General features: G+C 45.2%; 10 protein-coding genes. 6 read left to right on the top strand and 4 right to left on the bottom strand.

Annotated features, from left to right (window positions below; genetic code table 11):
- The first annotated feature begins 42 nt into the window (after positions 1 to 42).
- Both JJ941_RS07155 and JJ941_RS07160 read left to right on the top strand, forming a co-directional pair.
- The gene (locus JJ941_RS07155) at positions 43 to 2,040 is read left to right on the top strand and encodes an endonuclease (RefSeq protein ID WP_290963232.1); all 1,998 of its coding nucleotides are present in this window, start codon (positions 43 to 45) and stop codon (positions 2,038 to 2,040) included.
- A 41-nt stretch (positions 2,041 to 2,081) separates the two neighbouring features.
- Entirely contained in the window at positions 2,082 to 2,687 is a 606-nt protein-coding gene (locus JJ941_RS07160; RefSeq protein WP_290963234.1) for a hypothetical protein, read from the top strand.
- Here the strand turns inward: JJ941_RS07160 and JJ941_RS07165 are convergent.
- Together JJ941_RS07165 and JJ941_RS07170 are read right to left on the bottom strand one after the other, a co-directional pair.
- Positions 2,684 to 4,528: a TIGR03545 family protein gene (locus JJ941_RS07165; protein ID WP_290963235.1), complete on the bottom strand. Its 1,845-nt coding sequence runs from the start codon at positions 4,526 to 4,528 to the stop codon at positions 2,684 to 2,686. The genes JJ941_RS07160 and JJ941_RS07165 overlap by 4 nt on opposite strands.
- A 4-nt stretch (positions 4,529 to 4,532) precedes the next feature.
- Positions 4,533 to 5,057, bottom strand: coding sequence for a TIGR03546 family protein (locus JJ941_RS07170; RefSeq protein WP_290963236.1), 525 nt, complete (start codon positions 5,055 to 5,057; stop codon positions 4,533 to 4,535).
- A 198-nt stretch (positions 5,058 to 5,255) separates the two neighbouring features.
- Between JJ941_RS07170 and JJ941_RS07175 the strand changes: the two genes are divergently transcribed.
- Entirely contained in the window at positions 5,256 to 6,614 is a 1,359-nt protein-coding gene (locus JJ941_RS07175; RefSeq protein ID WP_290963237.1) for a choice-of-anchor B family protein, read from the top strand.
- A 239-nt stretch (positions 6,615 to 6,853) separates the two neighbouring features.
- Positions 6,854 to 8,080, top strand: a complete 1,227-nt coding sequence (locus JJ941_RS07180; protein WP_290963238.1) for a pyridoxal phosphate-dependent aminotransferase family protein — start codon at positions 6,854 to 6,856, stop codon at positions 8,078 to 8,080.
- Positions 8,081 to 8,293: 213 nt separating this feature from the next.
- On the opposite strand, the gene JJ941_RS07185 is transcribed toward JJ941_RS07180, so the two are convergent.
- Together JJ941_RS07185 and JJ941_RS07190 are read right to left on the bottom strand one after the other, a co-directional pair.
- Entirely contained in the window at positions 8,294 to 9,073 is a 780-nt protein-coding gene (locus JJ941_RS07185) for a biotin--[acetyl-CoA-carboxylase] ligase (RefSeq protein WP_290963239.1), read from the bottom strand.
- A gap of 93 nt (positions 9,074 to 9,166) precedes the next feature.
- Positions 9,167 to 9,466, bottom strand: coding sequence for an isoamylase early set domain-containing protein (locus tag JJ941_RS07190; protein ID WP_290963240.1), 300 nt, complete (start codon positions 9,464 to 9,466; stop codon positions 9,167 to 9,169).
- Positions 9,467 to 10,009: 543 nt separating this feature from the next.
- Between JJ941_RS07190 and secA the strand changes: the two genes are divergently transcribed.
- Positions 10,010 to 13,405: a preprotein translocase subunit SecA gene (secA, locus tag JJ941_RS07195; protein ID WP_290963241.1), complete on the top strand. Its 3,396-nt coding sequence runs from the start codon at positions 10,010 to 10,012 to the stop codon at positions 13,403 to 13,405.
- A gap of 114 nt (positions 13,406 to 13,519) precedes the next feature.
- Positions 13,520 to 14,281, top strand: coding sequence for a polyphosphate--glucose phosphotransferase (gene ppgK, locus JJ941_RS07200; RefSeq protein ID WP_255134533.1), 762 nt, complete (start codon positions 13,520 to 13,522; stop codon positions 14,279 to 14,281).
- The last annotated feature ends 3 nt before the right edge of the window (positions 14,282 to 14,284 follow it).

A 14,284-nucleotide genomic window follows, 5' to 3' on the forward strand; every position in this document is an offset into this window, starting at 1 on the left:
CACTTCTTTTTTAAAAACGATCATCTAATCCAACCGGAAGGCATGGCATACCCAAATTCCATCACCCAAAAAGCAGCGGCTTTAATCTTTGTGTTTTCACTGCTTTTCTCCACCTCCGCATTTTCTCAAAGTTGTCCGACACAAGGCACCCAGATTTTTCCAGAACTCTCCGGGCAGGAACTGCTGGATGCATTGGTACAGGAATACGGAACCACAGATAACATCAGCTATGATAACGCCCGGGATATTCTCTATTCTGAAATTGATAATAAAAATGATTCTTTGACCACAATTTATACCGGCTATAGAATCTATCTCGATCCCAATAACGATCCAAGTACGGATGCTTTTGAAAAAGACGTAAACGCAGAACACAGCTGGCCGCAAAGTAAGGGAGCTTCAACGGAGCCTGCTCGTTCCGATATGCATCATCTTTTTCCGGCCTATTCCCGCGCCAACAGTGCCCGCGGAAATCACCCTTTTTATGAAATTCCGGACCAGGAAACCGATACCTGGTGGCGTCTTGATCAGGATGTTTCCAATCCTGATGGCAATGTAGTTGATGAATACAGCGAGTACAGGGATTCACACCCCAACAGTTCTTATTCGGCCAGCTGGGAACCCCGCGAAAGCGTAAAAGGTGATATTGCCCGTGCCGTTTTCTACTTCTACACCATGTACAAAACACAGGCCGACAATGCCGACCCTATTTTCTTTGAAATTCAGAAAGATTTTCTCCGCAACTGGAATTCTGTGGACGCGGTTTCAACCACGGAATACGAGAGGACGTGTGCCATCGCGGATATACAAGGGAATGAAGTGAACCCATTTGTGATTGACCCATCCCTGGTAGAGCGCGCTTATTTTGAAGGTGAAATCAGCCAGACTAACGTAGAATTTTCAGCTTCTGTTTTGAACTTCAGTGAAGGAGACGGAGCCATAGAAATCGAGCTTTCCATCACCAACCCAAATGCAGATACAGCCACTACGGTGGATGTGATTTACTCGGGTGGAACCGCTACTTCCGGCGATGACTTCCAGGTCTTTACCAGCCAAAGCGTAACCTTCCCGGCCGGATCCTTAGATCGACAATCGGTGACTCTCACCTTAATTGATGATGACCTGGAAGAAGGAGACGAAACCATTTTATTGGGATTAGAAAACGTTTCCGGGCCACAGCAAGCGGTGATTGGGTCTGCGAACTCCACTGAGATTACCATTCGGGATAATGATGGGGAAACACCCTCAGCTGCCTGGATAAATGAAATGCATTATGATAATGACGGCGGTGATCAGGGGGAATTTGTAGAAATTGCGGTAAATTCGGAATTCGCTGACCTCACCGATGTCACCCTAAGCCTGTACAACGGAAATGGCGGCTCCGTTTATGCCACCTACTCCGGCAACGATTTTACCGCCGGCGATACCGAAAACGGTATTTCCATTTTCTATGTGGATCTTCCGGTAAACGGATTACAAAACGGTAGCCCGGATGGCATGAGCCTGGATATTGGCGGCGAACTCATTCAGTTTCTTTCTTATGAAGGTGCTTTTACTGCGGTTGACGGCCCTGCCCAGGATGTTGAAAGTACGGACATTGGAGTGGAACAGCCCGGCAACAGTTCTGTGGGCAGTTCACTTTCTCTTGAAGGAACCGGTTCAGCATACAAGGACTTTAGCTGGGCATTCACCGAATCTAACACTAAAGGCTCGGTGAACACCAATCAGACCTTTGAAACTCCTACTTCCAATGAAGACGAAAACCCAACCATCGCCGACGATTTCAACCTTCACCAAAACTACCCAAATCCGTTTAACCCAACTACCAACATTAGTTATGAGTTAAAAAATGCGGTTGATGTTACCCTGTCCGTTTATAATGTACTTGGACAAAAAGTTGTGACTTTGGTGGATGGAATGAAAAGTGCCGGTTCACATATGGCCACGTTTGATGCTTCCGGTTTATCCAGCGGAGTGTATTTCTATCAGCTGAGAGCCGGTGAAGTTACCTTCACACAGAAGATGTTGCTATCTAAATAATCTCTTTTATATTTGAAGAAACGGTAACTCAGGTGATTGAGATGAAGCACTTAACCATAATCCTGTTCTTTTTGATTCCGGGGCAAGTACTCGCCCAGTCTTTTTCTCCGGAGATAAATTTAAAAACAGGCATACAAAGAATTAGCGGCCATTCTTTTAATCCTGACTATGAACAAGATCACACAGTGATGTATGAGATTGAGGCCTTCTACCCTTTTCTCAATTTTGAAAAATCGGAGCTAAGTGTCGGGCTAAACGGTTCATTACGAAGAGAAACTGACCGACTTAACACCTATGCCTGTCTGGATTGCCCCCAATATAATTTTAAAGGACATGCTATTGGGTCAACCATAAAACTGCAAACCGTTGACACTCCGGTGGTTTTAGGTGTGTATTCAGGGCTGAATATCAATCAAACAGTAATTGAACAAACCCGCTCTGGAATGTTACCAGCTAACATACAGGCAGAACCTCTGATTACAATCAAAGAAACCTACTTAAATCTTGCTACGGGTTTTAGAGCAGACATTCCGATTTATAAAAACTTCTTTTTCAGCGGCGACTTTCGCCTTTATTTTCCACTCGATGATTCTGATTTCAATCAGAGGCGATCGGCACTTTCAGCCGGACTTAGCCTGAGGTTTTAGAAATCAATCCCAATCTTGTCTTTGATCTTGTCCTTCAGCGAGTCTTCTAATTCTTTCTTGCGCTCTTCCAGCTCTTTCTTTTTTTCTTCTACAACTTGCAGCTGCTCATCTACTTTGGCCTGAAGTTCTTCGTAGCGTTTGCGCAGCTCGGCCTCTTTTTCGGCTTTAAGCTTTTCCAGCTGCTGCTTTTTACCGGCAACCTCCTTCTGCACTTCCGCCCTGATTTTACGCTTCGCGTTTTCCACTTCCTGGCTTACGGTTTGCTTCAGCGCATTCATAAATAAATCATCCACGTTGGATCGCACACGTACCCGTAACGGACCGTCCACATTATCCACCAGTGCCGTAACATCAACCTGATCGGTACTTCCAATGGCATTTCGGATCAGGGATTCCACCCGGTTCTTGGGTTTTCCAGCAGCAGCAAAATCAAAGCTGATATTTTTGGCGAGATAATCGATGCGGCTGTCAATCCGCTTGTCAATGATGCTCATCTCAACATTCAGTTCACCCGTTCCGGTTTTCAGTTCATACGGTAACAAATCAGAGCCAGACAACCTCGCTTTGGATAGGGTAAAGCCGGAATAATTCACCCTAAAGCTTTCGCGCGGTTCTTCTTCCAGGTAATTAAACTCGCCGTTTACCGTCAATGCAACCTCATTCTCATCCTGCCCCTGCACATTAAACTTTACCGGCTGACCGGTCTTTTTCTGGCTGCTGCTGATATCGGTTACCGTTCCTGAAATAGAGATATCCGATTTTGTTTTACCGGACAGTTCAATGTTTTTAAACCAGAATCCCGGATAATCATATTTATCCGAAAACTCGTAATCCAGCCCCTCATATCTTGGGATTTCCTGCACCGAATCCTCTTCCCCAACCAACCGGCTTCCATACTCCCGGGCAATAGCTACGTATTCAAGATAAGCGGCATAGTCACCTAACAAATTTTGACCAAATAAGGCTTTCCCAATATTCTGAACGTCCAAATCCGGTAGTTTGGCAACGCTGAGAGCCCGCTGATAATCATCCCTGATCCAGTTATCCACCTGGTCAATATCATTTCGGGTAGTTCCATAATCCTGTTCAAAGTCTTTCTTCAGTTTTTCGGCACGGGTTTTCAGTGAATCTACCTGTTTTCGAAGTTTCTGCACATTTTCAATGGCCTCCACCACCTGCTTCGGGTTTTTAATTTCTTTTGGGTTGATGGATTCCACCGTACTCCGAACTTTGGCAACCTCTTCATTCACCTTTGTATTCTTAAAGGTACTGTCCCATTTGGCATACTTCTGCTGAATTCCCTGCCTTAGCGAATCAATTTTATCAACGGATTGAATATTCACCTTTGCCATCAGGCTGTCCACATTCAGGTCGTCCCGAACATCCGTAAATTTAACTTCGGCATTCTTTTTTGCCTCGCTGGTCACCTGACTAACCACGCTATACACAAATCCGGGTTCTTCATTCTTAACTTCTTCCGGTATTTCAAACGAACCATCCGTTTCGCGTTCCGTGTCCATCTGAAAGCCTGTCAGCCTCACATTATCTACAATCACTTTGTTACGGAGAATAAGGGGCCAGAACTCCATGCTGAACTCGGTTTCCCCGGTTTCGAAAGTGTTTTGCATGGTGTTGTTGGAATTAGCCACCTGCAAACGGCTCCATTTTATGTGGAGGTCCCATAAGCTGAAATCAAAACCATCCAGCTCTACTTTGGCTTCATTCAATATGCTACCCTGGTATTCAATTTGCCCTTCCACCCACTCCTCGGTAATGAAATAAGTTGCGGCAAATCCAATGCCCGCCAGTACTAAAACCGTAATTATTCCGCCTATTCTCATCGCCTTATCCTCTCACCCTGTTTACTGTTTGATAAATGCTGTAGAATTTAGTGCCCTTAAAAGCCTGCACAATCTTCCATTTTTGGATTTTGGCATGAATGTGCTCCCGATACTGCAAAACCCCATACCGGACCAATGAAAAAACAGGGAAGCATAGTAAAATGGCGATCACAAAACTTCCGATAACTACGGTGTTATAGAATTCGGTAAGAGCAACCCATTCGTTGTTATACATTGCCGTCCAGGTTTCCTGCATACTTTCCAGCTCCAGCAACCAAACTCCGAAGCTGTGAAATAGCGGGTCTGCGAGATAAGCTATTCCGCTGAAGATGGTAAATGAGAGAATGGCCATCCCGATATTGACTTTAAGTACCAGAATCAGCACAACAATTAACAGATTATGCAACGACGACAGGGGAGTAAGCCCGATTATCATTCCAAGGATGATACCACCTGCTATCTGCCCAGGCGAGGCTTCAGAAGCCAGTGCTTTTAGCAGCTTGGCGATGTAACGCATTAACAAGAACATATTTGCTCCTTACCTTAATTTATTCAAGATCAAAAGTAACTGAAATAACGTTTAAAATCTTATTTGGTCCTTAGTCAGAATAATATATTCGGACCAGAGTTTATCATTAAAGTACTCATACCTGCTTACATTGAATATGTTTTCTGAGTATTTATCGTTTATATTTCTGAACATTCTAAGAGATTAATCAACCGCCTTATGTTTAACCGTTCCCCTTTACCTGTCGCCATCACCGTTTTGGCCCTGTTTTTTTCAAGCTGTGACCTTTCCGAAACAAAAGAAAAAAGTGACGCCCCTTTTCCTTGCAAAGATGGCACCGCCATGGATTATGCTTGTGACAATGTGGATTTATTCGCCCATGTTTCCATATTTGAGCTTACCGGACAGTCATCCGGGGTGTATTTAAATGATATTTGGGGCTGGACCGATCCACAAACCGAAAAAGAATATGCATTGGTTGGCCTGACGAACGGAATGTCTTTTGTGGATATTTCTGATCCCGAGAACCCGGTAGTGGTTGGCCGGATGCCGGAATCGAACCTTAATGCAAAGTATAAAGCGCTTCCGCTTGATCAATATCCGGCTTGTAATCTCGGGCTTGGAACCACAGCACGATCCAAATCAATCAATCAGGGCTCTTCCTGGCGCGATGTGAAAGTGTATGACAATCATGCATTCGTGGTTAGTGATGCTCAGCCCCATGGAATGCAGGTGCTGGACCTCACCAAACTTCGCGACTACGACGGCTCACCCATATTGCTCGAGCATGATGCTTTATACGACCAGTTCGGGCCATCCCACAACATTGTTATAAACGAGCAAACCGGTTTTGCTTATGCCGCCGGCGTAACGCAATCCATGATGTGCGGTAGCCGGGACAGCACCGGCTTACACATGATTGATATTCGTGATCCCAAAAACCCAACGTATTCCGGTTGCTACATCGATACCGAACCGGGCTTTTATCGTGTGGCTCCTGGTTATATTCACGATGCCCAGTGCGTAATTTACAGCGGACCTGATTCTGAGCACCAGGGTAAAGAAGTGTGCTTTAACTCTGCCGAAGGTAATGTGGTTATCGCCGATGTTTCAGACAAAGAAAACCCAACCACCATCGGCTTTGAGCGCCAGGCTGATATGCAGTACTCGCACCAGGGTTGGTTGACTGAAGATCAGTCTTACTTTTTAATGAATGATGAACTTGATGAGCGAAACCTCGGTCGCGGTACCAAAACGTATGTTTGGGATGTTCGCGATCTGGAGAATCCGGAATTTGTAGGATATTACGAACACAGCACCTTTTCCATTGATCACAACCTGTATGTGAAAGGAAATTATGCTTACGAAACGAATTATAATTCCGGACTGCAGATTCTTGACCTGTCGGATGTAGAAAATGCCAATCTTGAGCGCGTTGCCTATTTCGACACTCAGCCTGCCACCGATGCCTCCTCTTTTAAGGGAACCTGGAGTAACTATCCCTATTTTGAAAGCGGAATGGTTATTCTAAGTGATATCGAAACCGGCTTATTTATCGTTCGCCCTAATTTGGATTAACCTTCAGCCAAATTCCTGAAATTTAAAGCCCGAATTCACCTTCGGGCTTTTCTGTATCTGTAAGGGGCAGTTTCGGTTGCATTCATTCTGGCGTCCGGATTACAGCTATGTTAACTGCATGTTACCGAAATGTCGGTTCTTTTGAGATAAGGGGATATTTACGTACATTTAGCACGCTTTTAACATGGCCGGAAAGGCCACTCTAATCACAATTACAGCGAAAATCTCAGCGCATATTTATGGATTTATTTGATAAGCTTGAGGGCCGACCAAGTCCGCTTGGCCCATTCACTTCTGAAGGTTACGGGTACTACACTTTTCCTAAACTGGAAGGACCTTTGGGACCGGAAATGCAATTCAACGGCAAGGATATGGTCGTTTGGAGTATTAACGACTACCTCGGCATTGGAAGCAACGAGGAAATTAAAAAAGTGGACACTGAAGCCACCGCAAAATACAGCCTGAGTGCACCAATGGGTGCCCGGCTGATGACCGGTAACACTACCGAGCACGAAAAACTGGAAGAAGAACTGGCAGCTTTTGTACACAAAGAATCTGCTCAGCTTCTCAACTATGGTTATCAGGGCATTATGAGTACCATCCACTCCCTGGTAGATCGCAATGACTTCCTTATTTACGATGAGCTGAGCCACGCTTGTATTGTAGATGGAAAGCAGCTTTCCATGGCCGACAAGTCTGTGTTTAAGCATAACGACATCGAAAGCTTTAAAAAGCAACTGTACCGTGCCGACAAAAAACGCAAAGACAATTCTTCCATCCTTGTTGTAACGGAAGGTGTTTTTGGCATGACCGGAGACCTCGGTATTCTTAAAGAAATTATTGAGCTCAAAAAAGAAGTGCCTTTCCGCTTGTTGGTAGATGATGCCCACGGTATTGGAACAATGGGTGAAGACGGTTCCGGTACAGGAACACACCTTGGCATTCAGGATGGAATTGATGTGTACTTCGGTACTTTCGCAAAATCATTTGCCTTGATCGGAGCTTTTATTGCTTCCGAGCCGCGTGTTATTGAATTCCTGAAAGCCAACTCACGCAGTCAGGTATTTGCTAAATCACTACCTCTGCCTATGGCTGTTACTGCACGCAAACGCCTGCAGATGATTAAAGATCATCCTGAGTGGCGAGAACAACTGTGGAGTAATACACTCAAACTTCGCGAAGGACTTCGTGATCTGGGATATACGGTTCTTCCATCAGAAAGCCCGGTAACTCCGGTTCTGACTAAAGGAAGCACGGATCTATGCCAGGATATTATGCGCAAGCTTCGTGAAGAACACGGCGTATTTGTAAGTGGTGTTGCCTATCCGGTAGTTCCTAAAGGAACAGTACTGATTCGCCTCATCCCTACCGCAGCTCATAACGATGCACACATCGAAAAAACTCTTAAAGCTTTTGGGGCAATCAAAGAGTTTGTATTCGAAGCTGCTGAAAAGCTTAGTGCTTAATTAAAGCCCTGCTTTTTTAATTTTATTGAAAAGCCTGCTTGTTCATTCAAGCAGGCTTTTTTTGTTTTATGCATCCCATCCCAAATAGCGCAAGCGTCCGCTTGTGCTTTATTTGAACAGGAAAACCAATTTAGAATTACCTTTCGTCCAAGCAGACGCTTGAGCCAGAATCAGCCTCATCAATACTTATATGCATTAATATGCAAATGCATATTATGCCTGGACGCGGACCTGTTCGTGAGAAAAGCTTCGGATGTCATAATCTTTATTGAGCGCAATGAGCGAACCCGATTCATCCACTCCGAGAAACTTAAACTCGCCATCCAGCTGTTCGTCATTTACTTCCAGCCGGGTCCATTCTCCAAAACCAATCAGTGCCCGGTTTATCTGTTTCACCAGGTCGGCATCAAACTGATTCCATAACCGATAGCGGTATTCAATTTTTTGAAGGATATCGGCCAACACCTTTTCTCTTGAAAACTCTTTGCCGCATTCCTTCCTTAAAGAGGTAGCTTTTTCAGCCAACCCTCCCTGAAACTCAACTTGGTTTATATTTAAGCCGAGGCCAACTACCACACGTTCCAGCTTATTTCCGGAGAACTGAGTTTCGGTGAGAATACCGCAGAGTTTTTTGCCATTACACAGGATGTCGTTAGGCCATTTCAGTTTGGTATCAACTTCTGCGCAGGCATTCACAATTTCTGAAACAGCCAGGGCACATGCTAAAGTAAGCAAGGTAAACCGTTCGGCTTTCTGAGGCTCAAAAACCAGGCTGAAGGTTAGATTCTTCCCCGGTTCAGCCTTCCATATACGATCGTATTGCCCCCGCCCCCCGGTTTGATCATCCGTTAAAACCAGCGCTCCATGTTGAGAATTCTCCCCATTAAGCTGCTTTGAATAGGAGTTGGTTGAGGGCAATTCCTCAAAAAAATAAAAGCTACGCCCCAGCCAGGACGTAGCTAAATGATTCTCAAAAAGTTCTGAATCGAACAAAATTCAATCTCGCATTAGTTAGTGATAAACCCACCGAATCATACAAAGTAAAATAAACCCGGTAATGTTCCAGCAAAAAATTGGGATCTGTTATCACTCCCCAATCGAGACTACAGAATCTTCGGTACCAAATTCATTAGGCACGTATTTGTCCGCGGCATCGTCGTTTTCCCAGCGCTCGCCATCAATAAAGTATTTAAACTTATACTCGTTCTCAGGCTTCAGGCGAAGCGTGGTGGTCCAGGCATCTTTTTTCTTTTCCAGTTTTTCAGAAGCGGTATCCCAGTCGTTAAAGTCGCCGGCAACGGCCACTTCCTTTTCGGCCCATTCGGCGGGGATCGTAAGTGTTACTTTACATACTGTTCTTTTTGGAGTGAATTCTTTTGAAATCATGACAAGTGAGTTTTATGAAGGTTAAAGACACTTAAATCTATTTATAAAATTTAATCTATACAATACTAATGCAATATTTTTGAACGCTATTATTTTAATGAACATTAATTATTTAGTCAGAATTATAAAATTGTATAAATAATAAAATATCGGAAGCGATTCTATAACTAAGCAATTGTCCATCATAAGGTGTTTGGATTAAGAAAATAAAATCACCGGAATGGCTTTTTGTTAATCTTTTCCTCGTTACAAACTTCCGGTTCGTCATACATGACAGAACCTCTGGTTCCTTGTTTATGGCACTGTTTTACCTATAGCAACCCCTCTGAACCAGAGGTTCAACCAGGCATTCCCAACGGGGCGTTGGGAACGAGATCAAACTTACACCGAACAGATAGGCTGTTTTACCTGAATAGTTCTGCCAAAATAAATTATGGCAGGATATTTGTAATCATTAACGTGTAAACAGTTGAACCGCCCTTTATATAAGGTTAACTTCAACCTTCACATTAAAAATTATTCGCAGAGTACGAGTACCCCATTATGGATATATTAGATAAAGTTGGTAAGGTGATTACCAAAGTCTTTGGTTCCAAGAGTGAGAAGGACATTAAAAAGATTCAGCCTATCGTAGATAAAATCAAGAGCTACGAAGAGCAAATGAAGCAGCTCAGCGATGATGAGCTTAAAGGCAAAACGGAAGAGTTTAAGCAAAAAATCAAAGATGCTACGGCCGAAACGGTTGCCGAGATAAAAGAGATAAAAAAACAGCTTGATGATATTGAGAACATCGGTCCCGGCGAACACCGTGAAATGGCCGAGCACCTGGAAGAGCTGGAACAGCAGGAGCTGGACATCATCGAAGAGGTTATGGATGACATTTTGCCCGAGGCCTTTGCCGTGCTTAAAGATACCTGCCGACGATTTGTCGGAAAGTCCTGGAAAGTAGGCGGCAATGAAATTACCTGGGAAATGGTGCCTTATGATGTACAGCTGATTGGCGCGATTGTACTGCACCAGGGCCGCATCGCTGAGATGAAAACCGGTGAAGGTAAAACGCTGGTCGCCATATTCCCGGCTTACCTGAATGCACTTGCCGGAAAAGGCGTACACGTTGTGACGGTGAACAACTACCTTGCCATGCGTGATGCCGAGTGGAATGAACCTATTTTTAATTTCCACGGCTTGCATGTGGATTGTGTGGACCGCTATCAACCCAGCACCGAACAGCGACGAAAAGCCTACAAAGCGGATATCACCTACGGAACCAATAACGAATTTGGCTTCGACTACCTCCGCGATAACATGGTAGTTGAACAGGAGCAGTTGGTTCAGCGCGAACATCACTACACCATTATTGATGAGGTTGACTCCATCCTGATTGATGAGGCCCGTACTCCACTTATCATTTCAGGTCCGGTTCCGCAGGACAACAAGTCCGGGAAATACGTGGAAATGAAGCCTCGTGTGGAATCGCTGGTTAATGCTCAGAAGAAATTGGTTGCCAATCTTGTGAAAGAAGGAAAAGAGCTGCTGGATGAAGGCGATGAAGAAAAAGCCGGACTCGCTCTCTTTCGTGCCGTTCGCGGTTTCCCGAAAAACTCACAACTGCGAAAACTTCAGCAGGATCCTAAAATTCAGAAACTGATTCAGAGTACCGAATCTTTCTACCTGCAGGATAACGCCAAAAACATGCCTGTGGTGGATGAGTATTTGTTCTATGCGGTTGACCCGAAGATGAACTCTATCGAGATGACGGAGAAAGGCCGGGAATTCATCACCAAAAAAGGAGAAGATGAAGACTTTTTCGTAATCCCGGATTTAGGGGAAGAAACGGCCGTCATCGAAAAAGAAATTGAAGAGCTCGAAGAAGAGAAGCTGAATGAAATCAAGAATAATGACGATTTCAGTGAAGAGTATAAAGAGAAGAAAATAGCAGAGGCCAAGCAGGAAGTCCGGCAGGAACGAGAGCGCAAGTTCAACGATCTGCACCGGTTATTTGCCGAACGCGGAGATCGTATCCACACCGTAAATCAGCTGCTGAAGGCTTACACCAACTTTGAGCGGGAAGAGGAATACATTGTTCAGGATGGCAAGGTAAATATCGTGGATGAGCACACCGGTCGTGTACTTTCCGGACGCCGATATTCCGATGGCCTGCACCAGGCGATTGAGGCTAAGGAGGAAGTAAAAGTTGAGGCTTCCACACAGACCTATGCTACCATTACCCTTCAGAATTATTTCCGAATGTACAACAAACTTGCCGGTATGACCGGTACCGCGGAAACAGAAGAGGGTGAGTTTAACGAGATTTATGAACTTGATGTGGTTGTCATCCCCACCAACAAGCCTATTGCCCGCGATGACAAAGAGGACCTTGTTTTTAAAACCAAGCGGGAGAAATTTAACGCATCGGTTGAGAAAATCCGCGAATACCATGAAAAAGGTCAGCCGGTATTGGTGGGTACCACCAGTGTTGATGTATCTGAGAAACTGAGCCGTATGCTGCAACGCGCCGGCATTCCGCATAATGTTTTGAACGCGAAACAGCACGCCAAGGAAAGTGAAATTGTAAAGCAAGCTGGTGAAATCGGAGCCGTAACCGTAGCTACCAACATGGCTGGTCGTGGTACCGATATTAAGCTTGCCAAAGGGGTTAAGGAAAAAGGCGGACTGGCTATTTTGGGTACCGAGCGGCATGAATCGCGCCGTATTGACTTACAGCTTCGCGGACGTGCCGGTCGTCAGGGTGATCCCGGCGAATCACAGTTTTATGTGTCGCTGGAAGATGACCTGATGGCCTTGTTTATGAGCGACCGGGTAGCCAATGTGATGGATAAACTCAGCTTTGAAGAAGGCGAGGTTATTACTCATCCATGGATTACCAAGTCGCTGGAGCGAGCTCAAAGTAAAGTAGAGCAAAATAACTTCAGCATCCGTAAGCGACAGCTGGAATATGATGACGTGTTGAACAATCAGCGTAACGTGATTTATGCCCGAAGAAAGCACGCTCTTTCCGGGGATCAGCTGCGAACAGACATCATGGACATGCTGGATGACCTGATCGAGTCGATGGTGGAAGAACATGTAGCTGCCGGCGATTATGACGGACTTCATGAGTCGGTATTACGTCACCTTGCCGTAGATGTGGACTATGACCGAGAGAAATGGTTCAACATGAACGAGCGGGATCTCACCGACCACATTATCGATAAAGCTATTGCTGCTTATCGTAAGAAAGAAGAACGAATGGCCAAACCGCTTTACGAGGTAATGAAGCGAATTACGGAAGCCAATCCGGAAAATCGCCCCGATAAAGTTCAGGTTATTTTCACCGATGGAATTCGTCGCATGCGCATTGTGGTGGATGTGGAATCAGCTCTTGAAAATGAAGGACGTGAAGTTGCACGATCCCTGGAGAAAAGCGCCATCCTTTCCATTATCGATCAAAAATGGATGGAGCACTTGAGGGAACTGGACTCCGTTAAAGAAGGTATCGGATTGCGTTCGTTTGCGCAGAAAGATCCGCTGCTTGAATACAAGCGTGAAGCATTTGACATGTTTAAGATGTTGCTCGACGACATCAACCAGGAAGCTATTTCATTGATATGGAAGGCGGTACCAGAAGTGCAGGCCGAGGATTCCAAACTTGAGAAAGCCCAGAAGCAGAAGTCACGCTTCGACACTTCTTCGATGGAAACCCAGCACGCCGATTCTACCGGTATGGGACTCAAGGCGCCGGCTCAGCCTCAACAAAATGGGGGGCAGAAACCACAGGGTGGCAATGCCAAACGTCAGCCGGTTGAAGTAGCCGATGAACCCGGACGAAATGATTATGTAACTGTCCAAAACATGAGCAGCGGCGAAACCAAAGAGATCAAATGGAAATACGCCAAACGGATGGTAGATGAAGAAGGCTGGGTAGTTGTAGAGAAATAATTCCTTCAACCTTCATTGCAGATAACATAGTAGAGTCACAAGATTTTGTGACTCTACTATGTACCTAATCATTTTTTCGCTATGTTTGTCCCGAACTAATTAAACACCGGATTTGTGGAAGTTTTAGGGATCGATATTGGAAGTTACGGCATCAAAGGTGCCATCGTGGATACAGACAAAGGAGAGATTGTATCCAAGAAACGTACAACTGATAAAATTGATGATACCCGCCCGCATAAGCTCATCTCAAAACTGCACAAGGTGGTTAAGAAGTTTGACTGGGATGGCCCGATCGGATGCGCCTTCCCGGCAGCAACCAGCAAAGGAATCGTACTCTCCACCACCCGGATGGACCAAGGCTGGGTGGATGCCGATGCCGACCATCTGTTTACCGAAATCACCGGATGTAACGTAAGCGTGATTAACGACACGGATGCTGTAGGCTTGGCGGAAATGAAATTCGGCGTGGGCAAAGAACAGCGCGGAACCGTAATTGTATTAACGGTAGGTACCGGAATTGGCTCATCCATATTTGTGGATGGCACGTTGGTTCCCAACACTGAATTAGGCCAGGTTGAAATAAAGGGAATTAGCATTGAAGAAAGAGCCTCGAACCGGGTCCGAAAAGAAGAAGGAATCCGAAAGAAAACCTGGGGCAAACGGCTACAGCTGGTATTAGAGCAGTATGAGCGGCTTTTTCATCCCGATCTTTTCATCCTTGGCGGGCAGCTTTCCAAGAAAGCCGATAAAACCTTTCCCTACATCAAAATAAAGACCAAGTTTAAGGCTGCCAGCCTGCTTAATAATGCAAGTATTGTGGGCGCGGCTTATTACGCGGCCTCGGTTCAGCTTAAGAATAAAGAGTTCTACCGGTAGGTG

Source organism: Gracilimonas sp. (assembly GCF_017641085.1).
In the GTDB taxonomy this organism is placed as follows: Bacteria; Bacteroidota; Rhodothermia; order Balneolales; family Balneolaceae; genus Gracilimonas.

What these genes read in the sequence shown, in the direction of transcription:
- JJ941_RS07155 (WP_290963232.1), top strand. Translation starts at nt 43, where the DNA reads ATGGCATACCCAAATTCCATCACCCAAAAAGCAGCGGCTTTAATCTTT.
- JJ941_RS07160 (WP_290963234.1), top strand. Translation starts at nt 2,082, where the DNA reads ATGAAGCACTTAACCATAATCCTGTTCTTTTTGATTCCGGGGCAAGTA.
- JJ941_RS07165 (WP_290963235.1), bottom strand. Translation starts at nt 4,528, where the DNA reads ATGAGAATAGGCGGAATAATTACGGTTTTAGTACTGGCGGGCATTGGA.
- JJ941_RS07170 (WP_290963236.1), bottom strand. Translation starts at nt 5,057, where the DNA reads ATGTTCTTGTTAATGCGTTACATCGCCAAGCTGCTAAAAGCACTGGCT.
- JJ941_RS07175 (WP_290963237.1), top strand. Translation starts at nt 5,256, where the DNA reads ATGTTTAACCGTTCCCCTTTACCTGTCGCCATCACCGTTTTGGCCCTG.
- JJ941_RS07180 (WP_290963238.1), top strand. Translation starts at nt 6,854, where the DNA reads ATGGATTTATTTGATAAGCTTGAGGGCCGACCAAGTCCGCTTGGCCCA.
- JJ941_RS07190 (WP_290963240.1), bottom strand. Translation starts at nt 9,466, where the DNA reads ATGATTTCAAAAGAATTCACTCCAAAAAGAACAGTATGTAAAGTAACA.
- secA (WP_290963241.1), top strand. Translation starts at nt 10,010, where the DNA reads ATGGATATATTAGATAAAGTTGGTAAGGTGATTACCAAAGTCTTTGGT.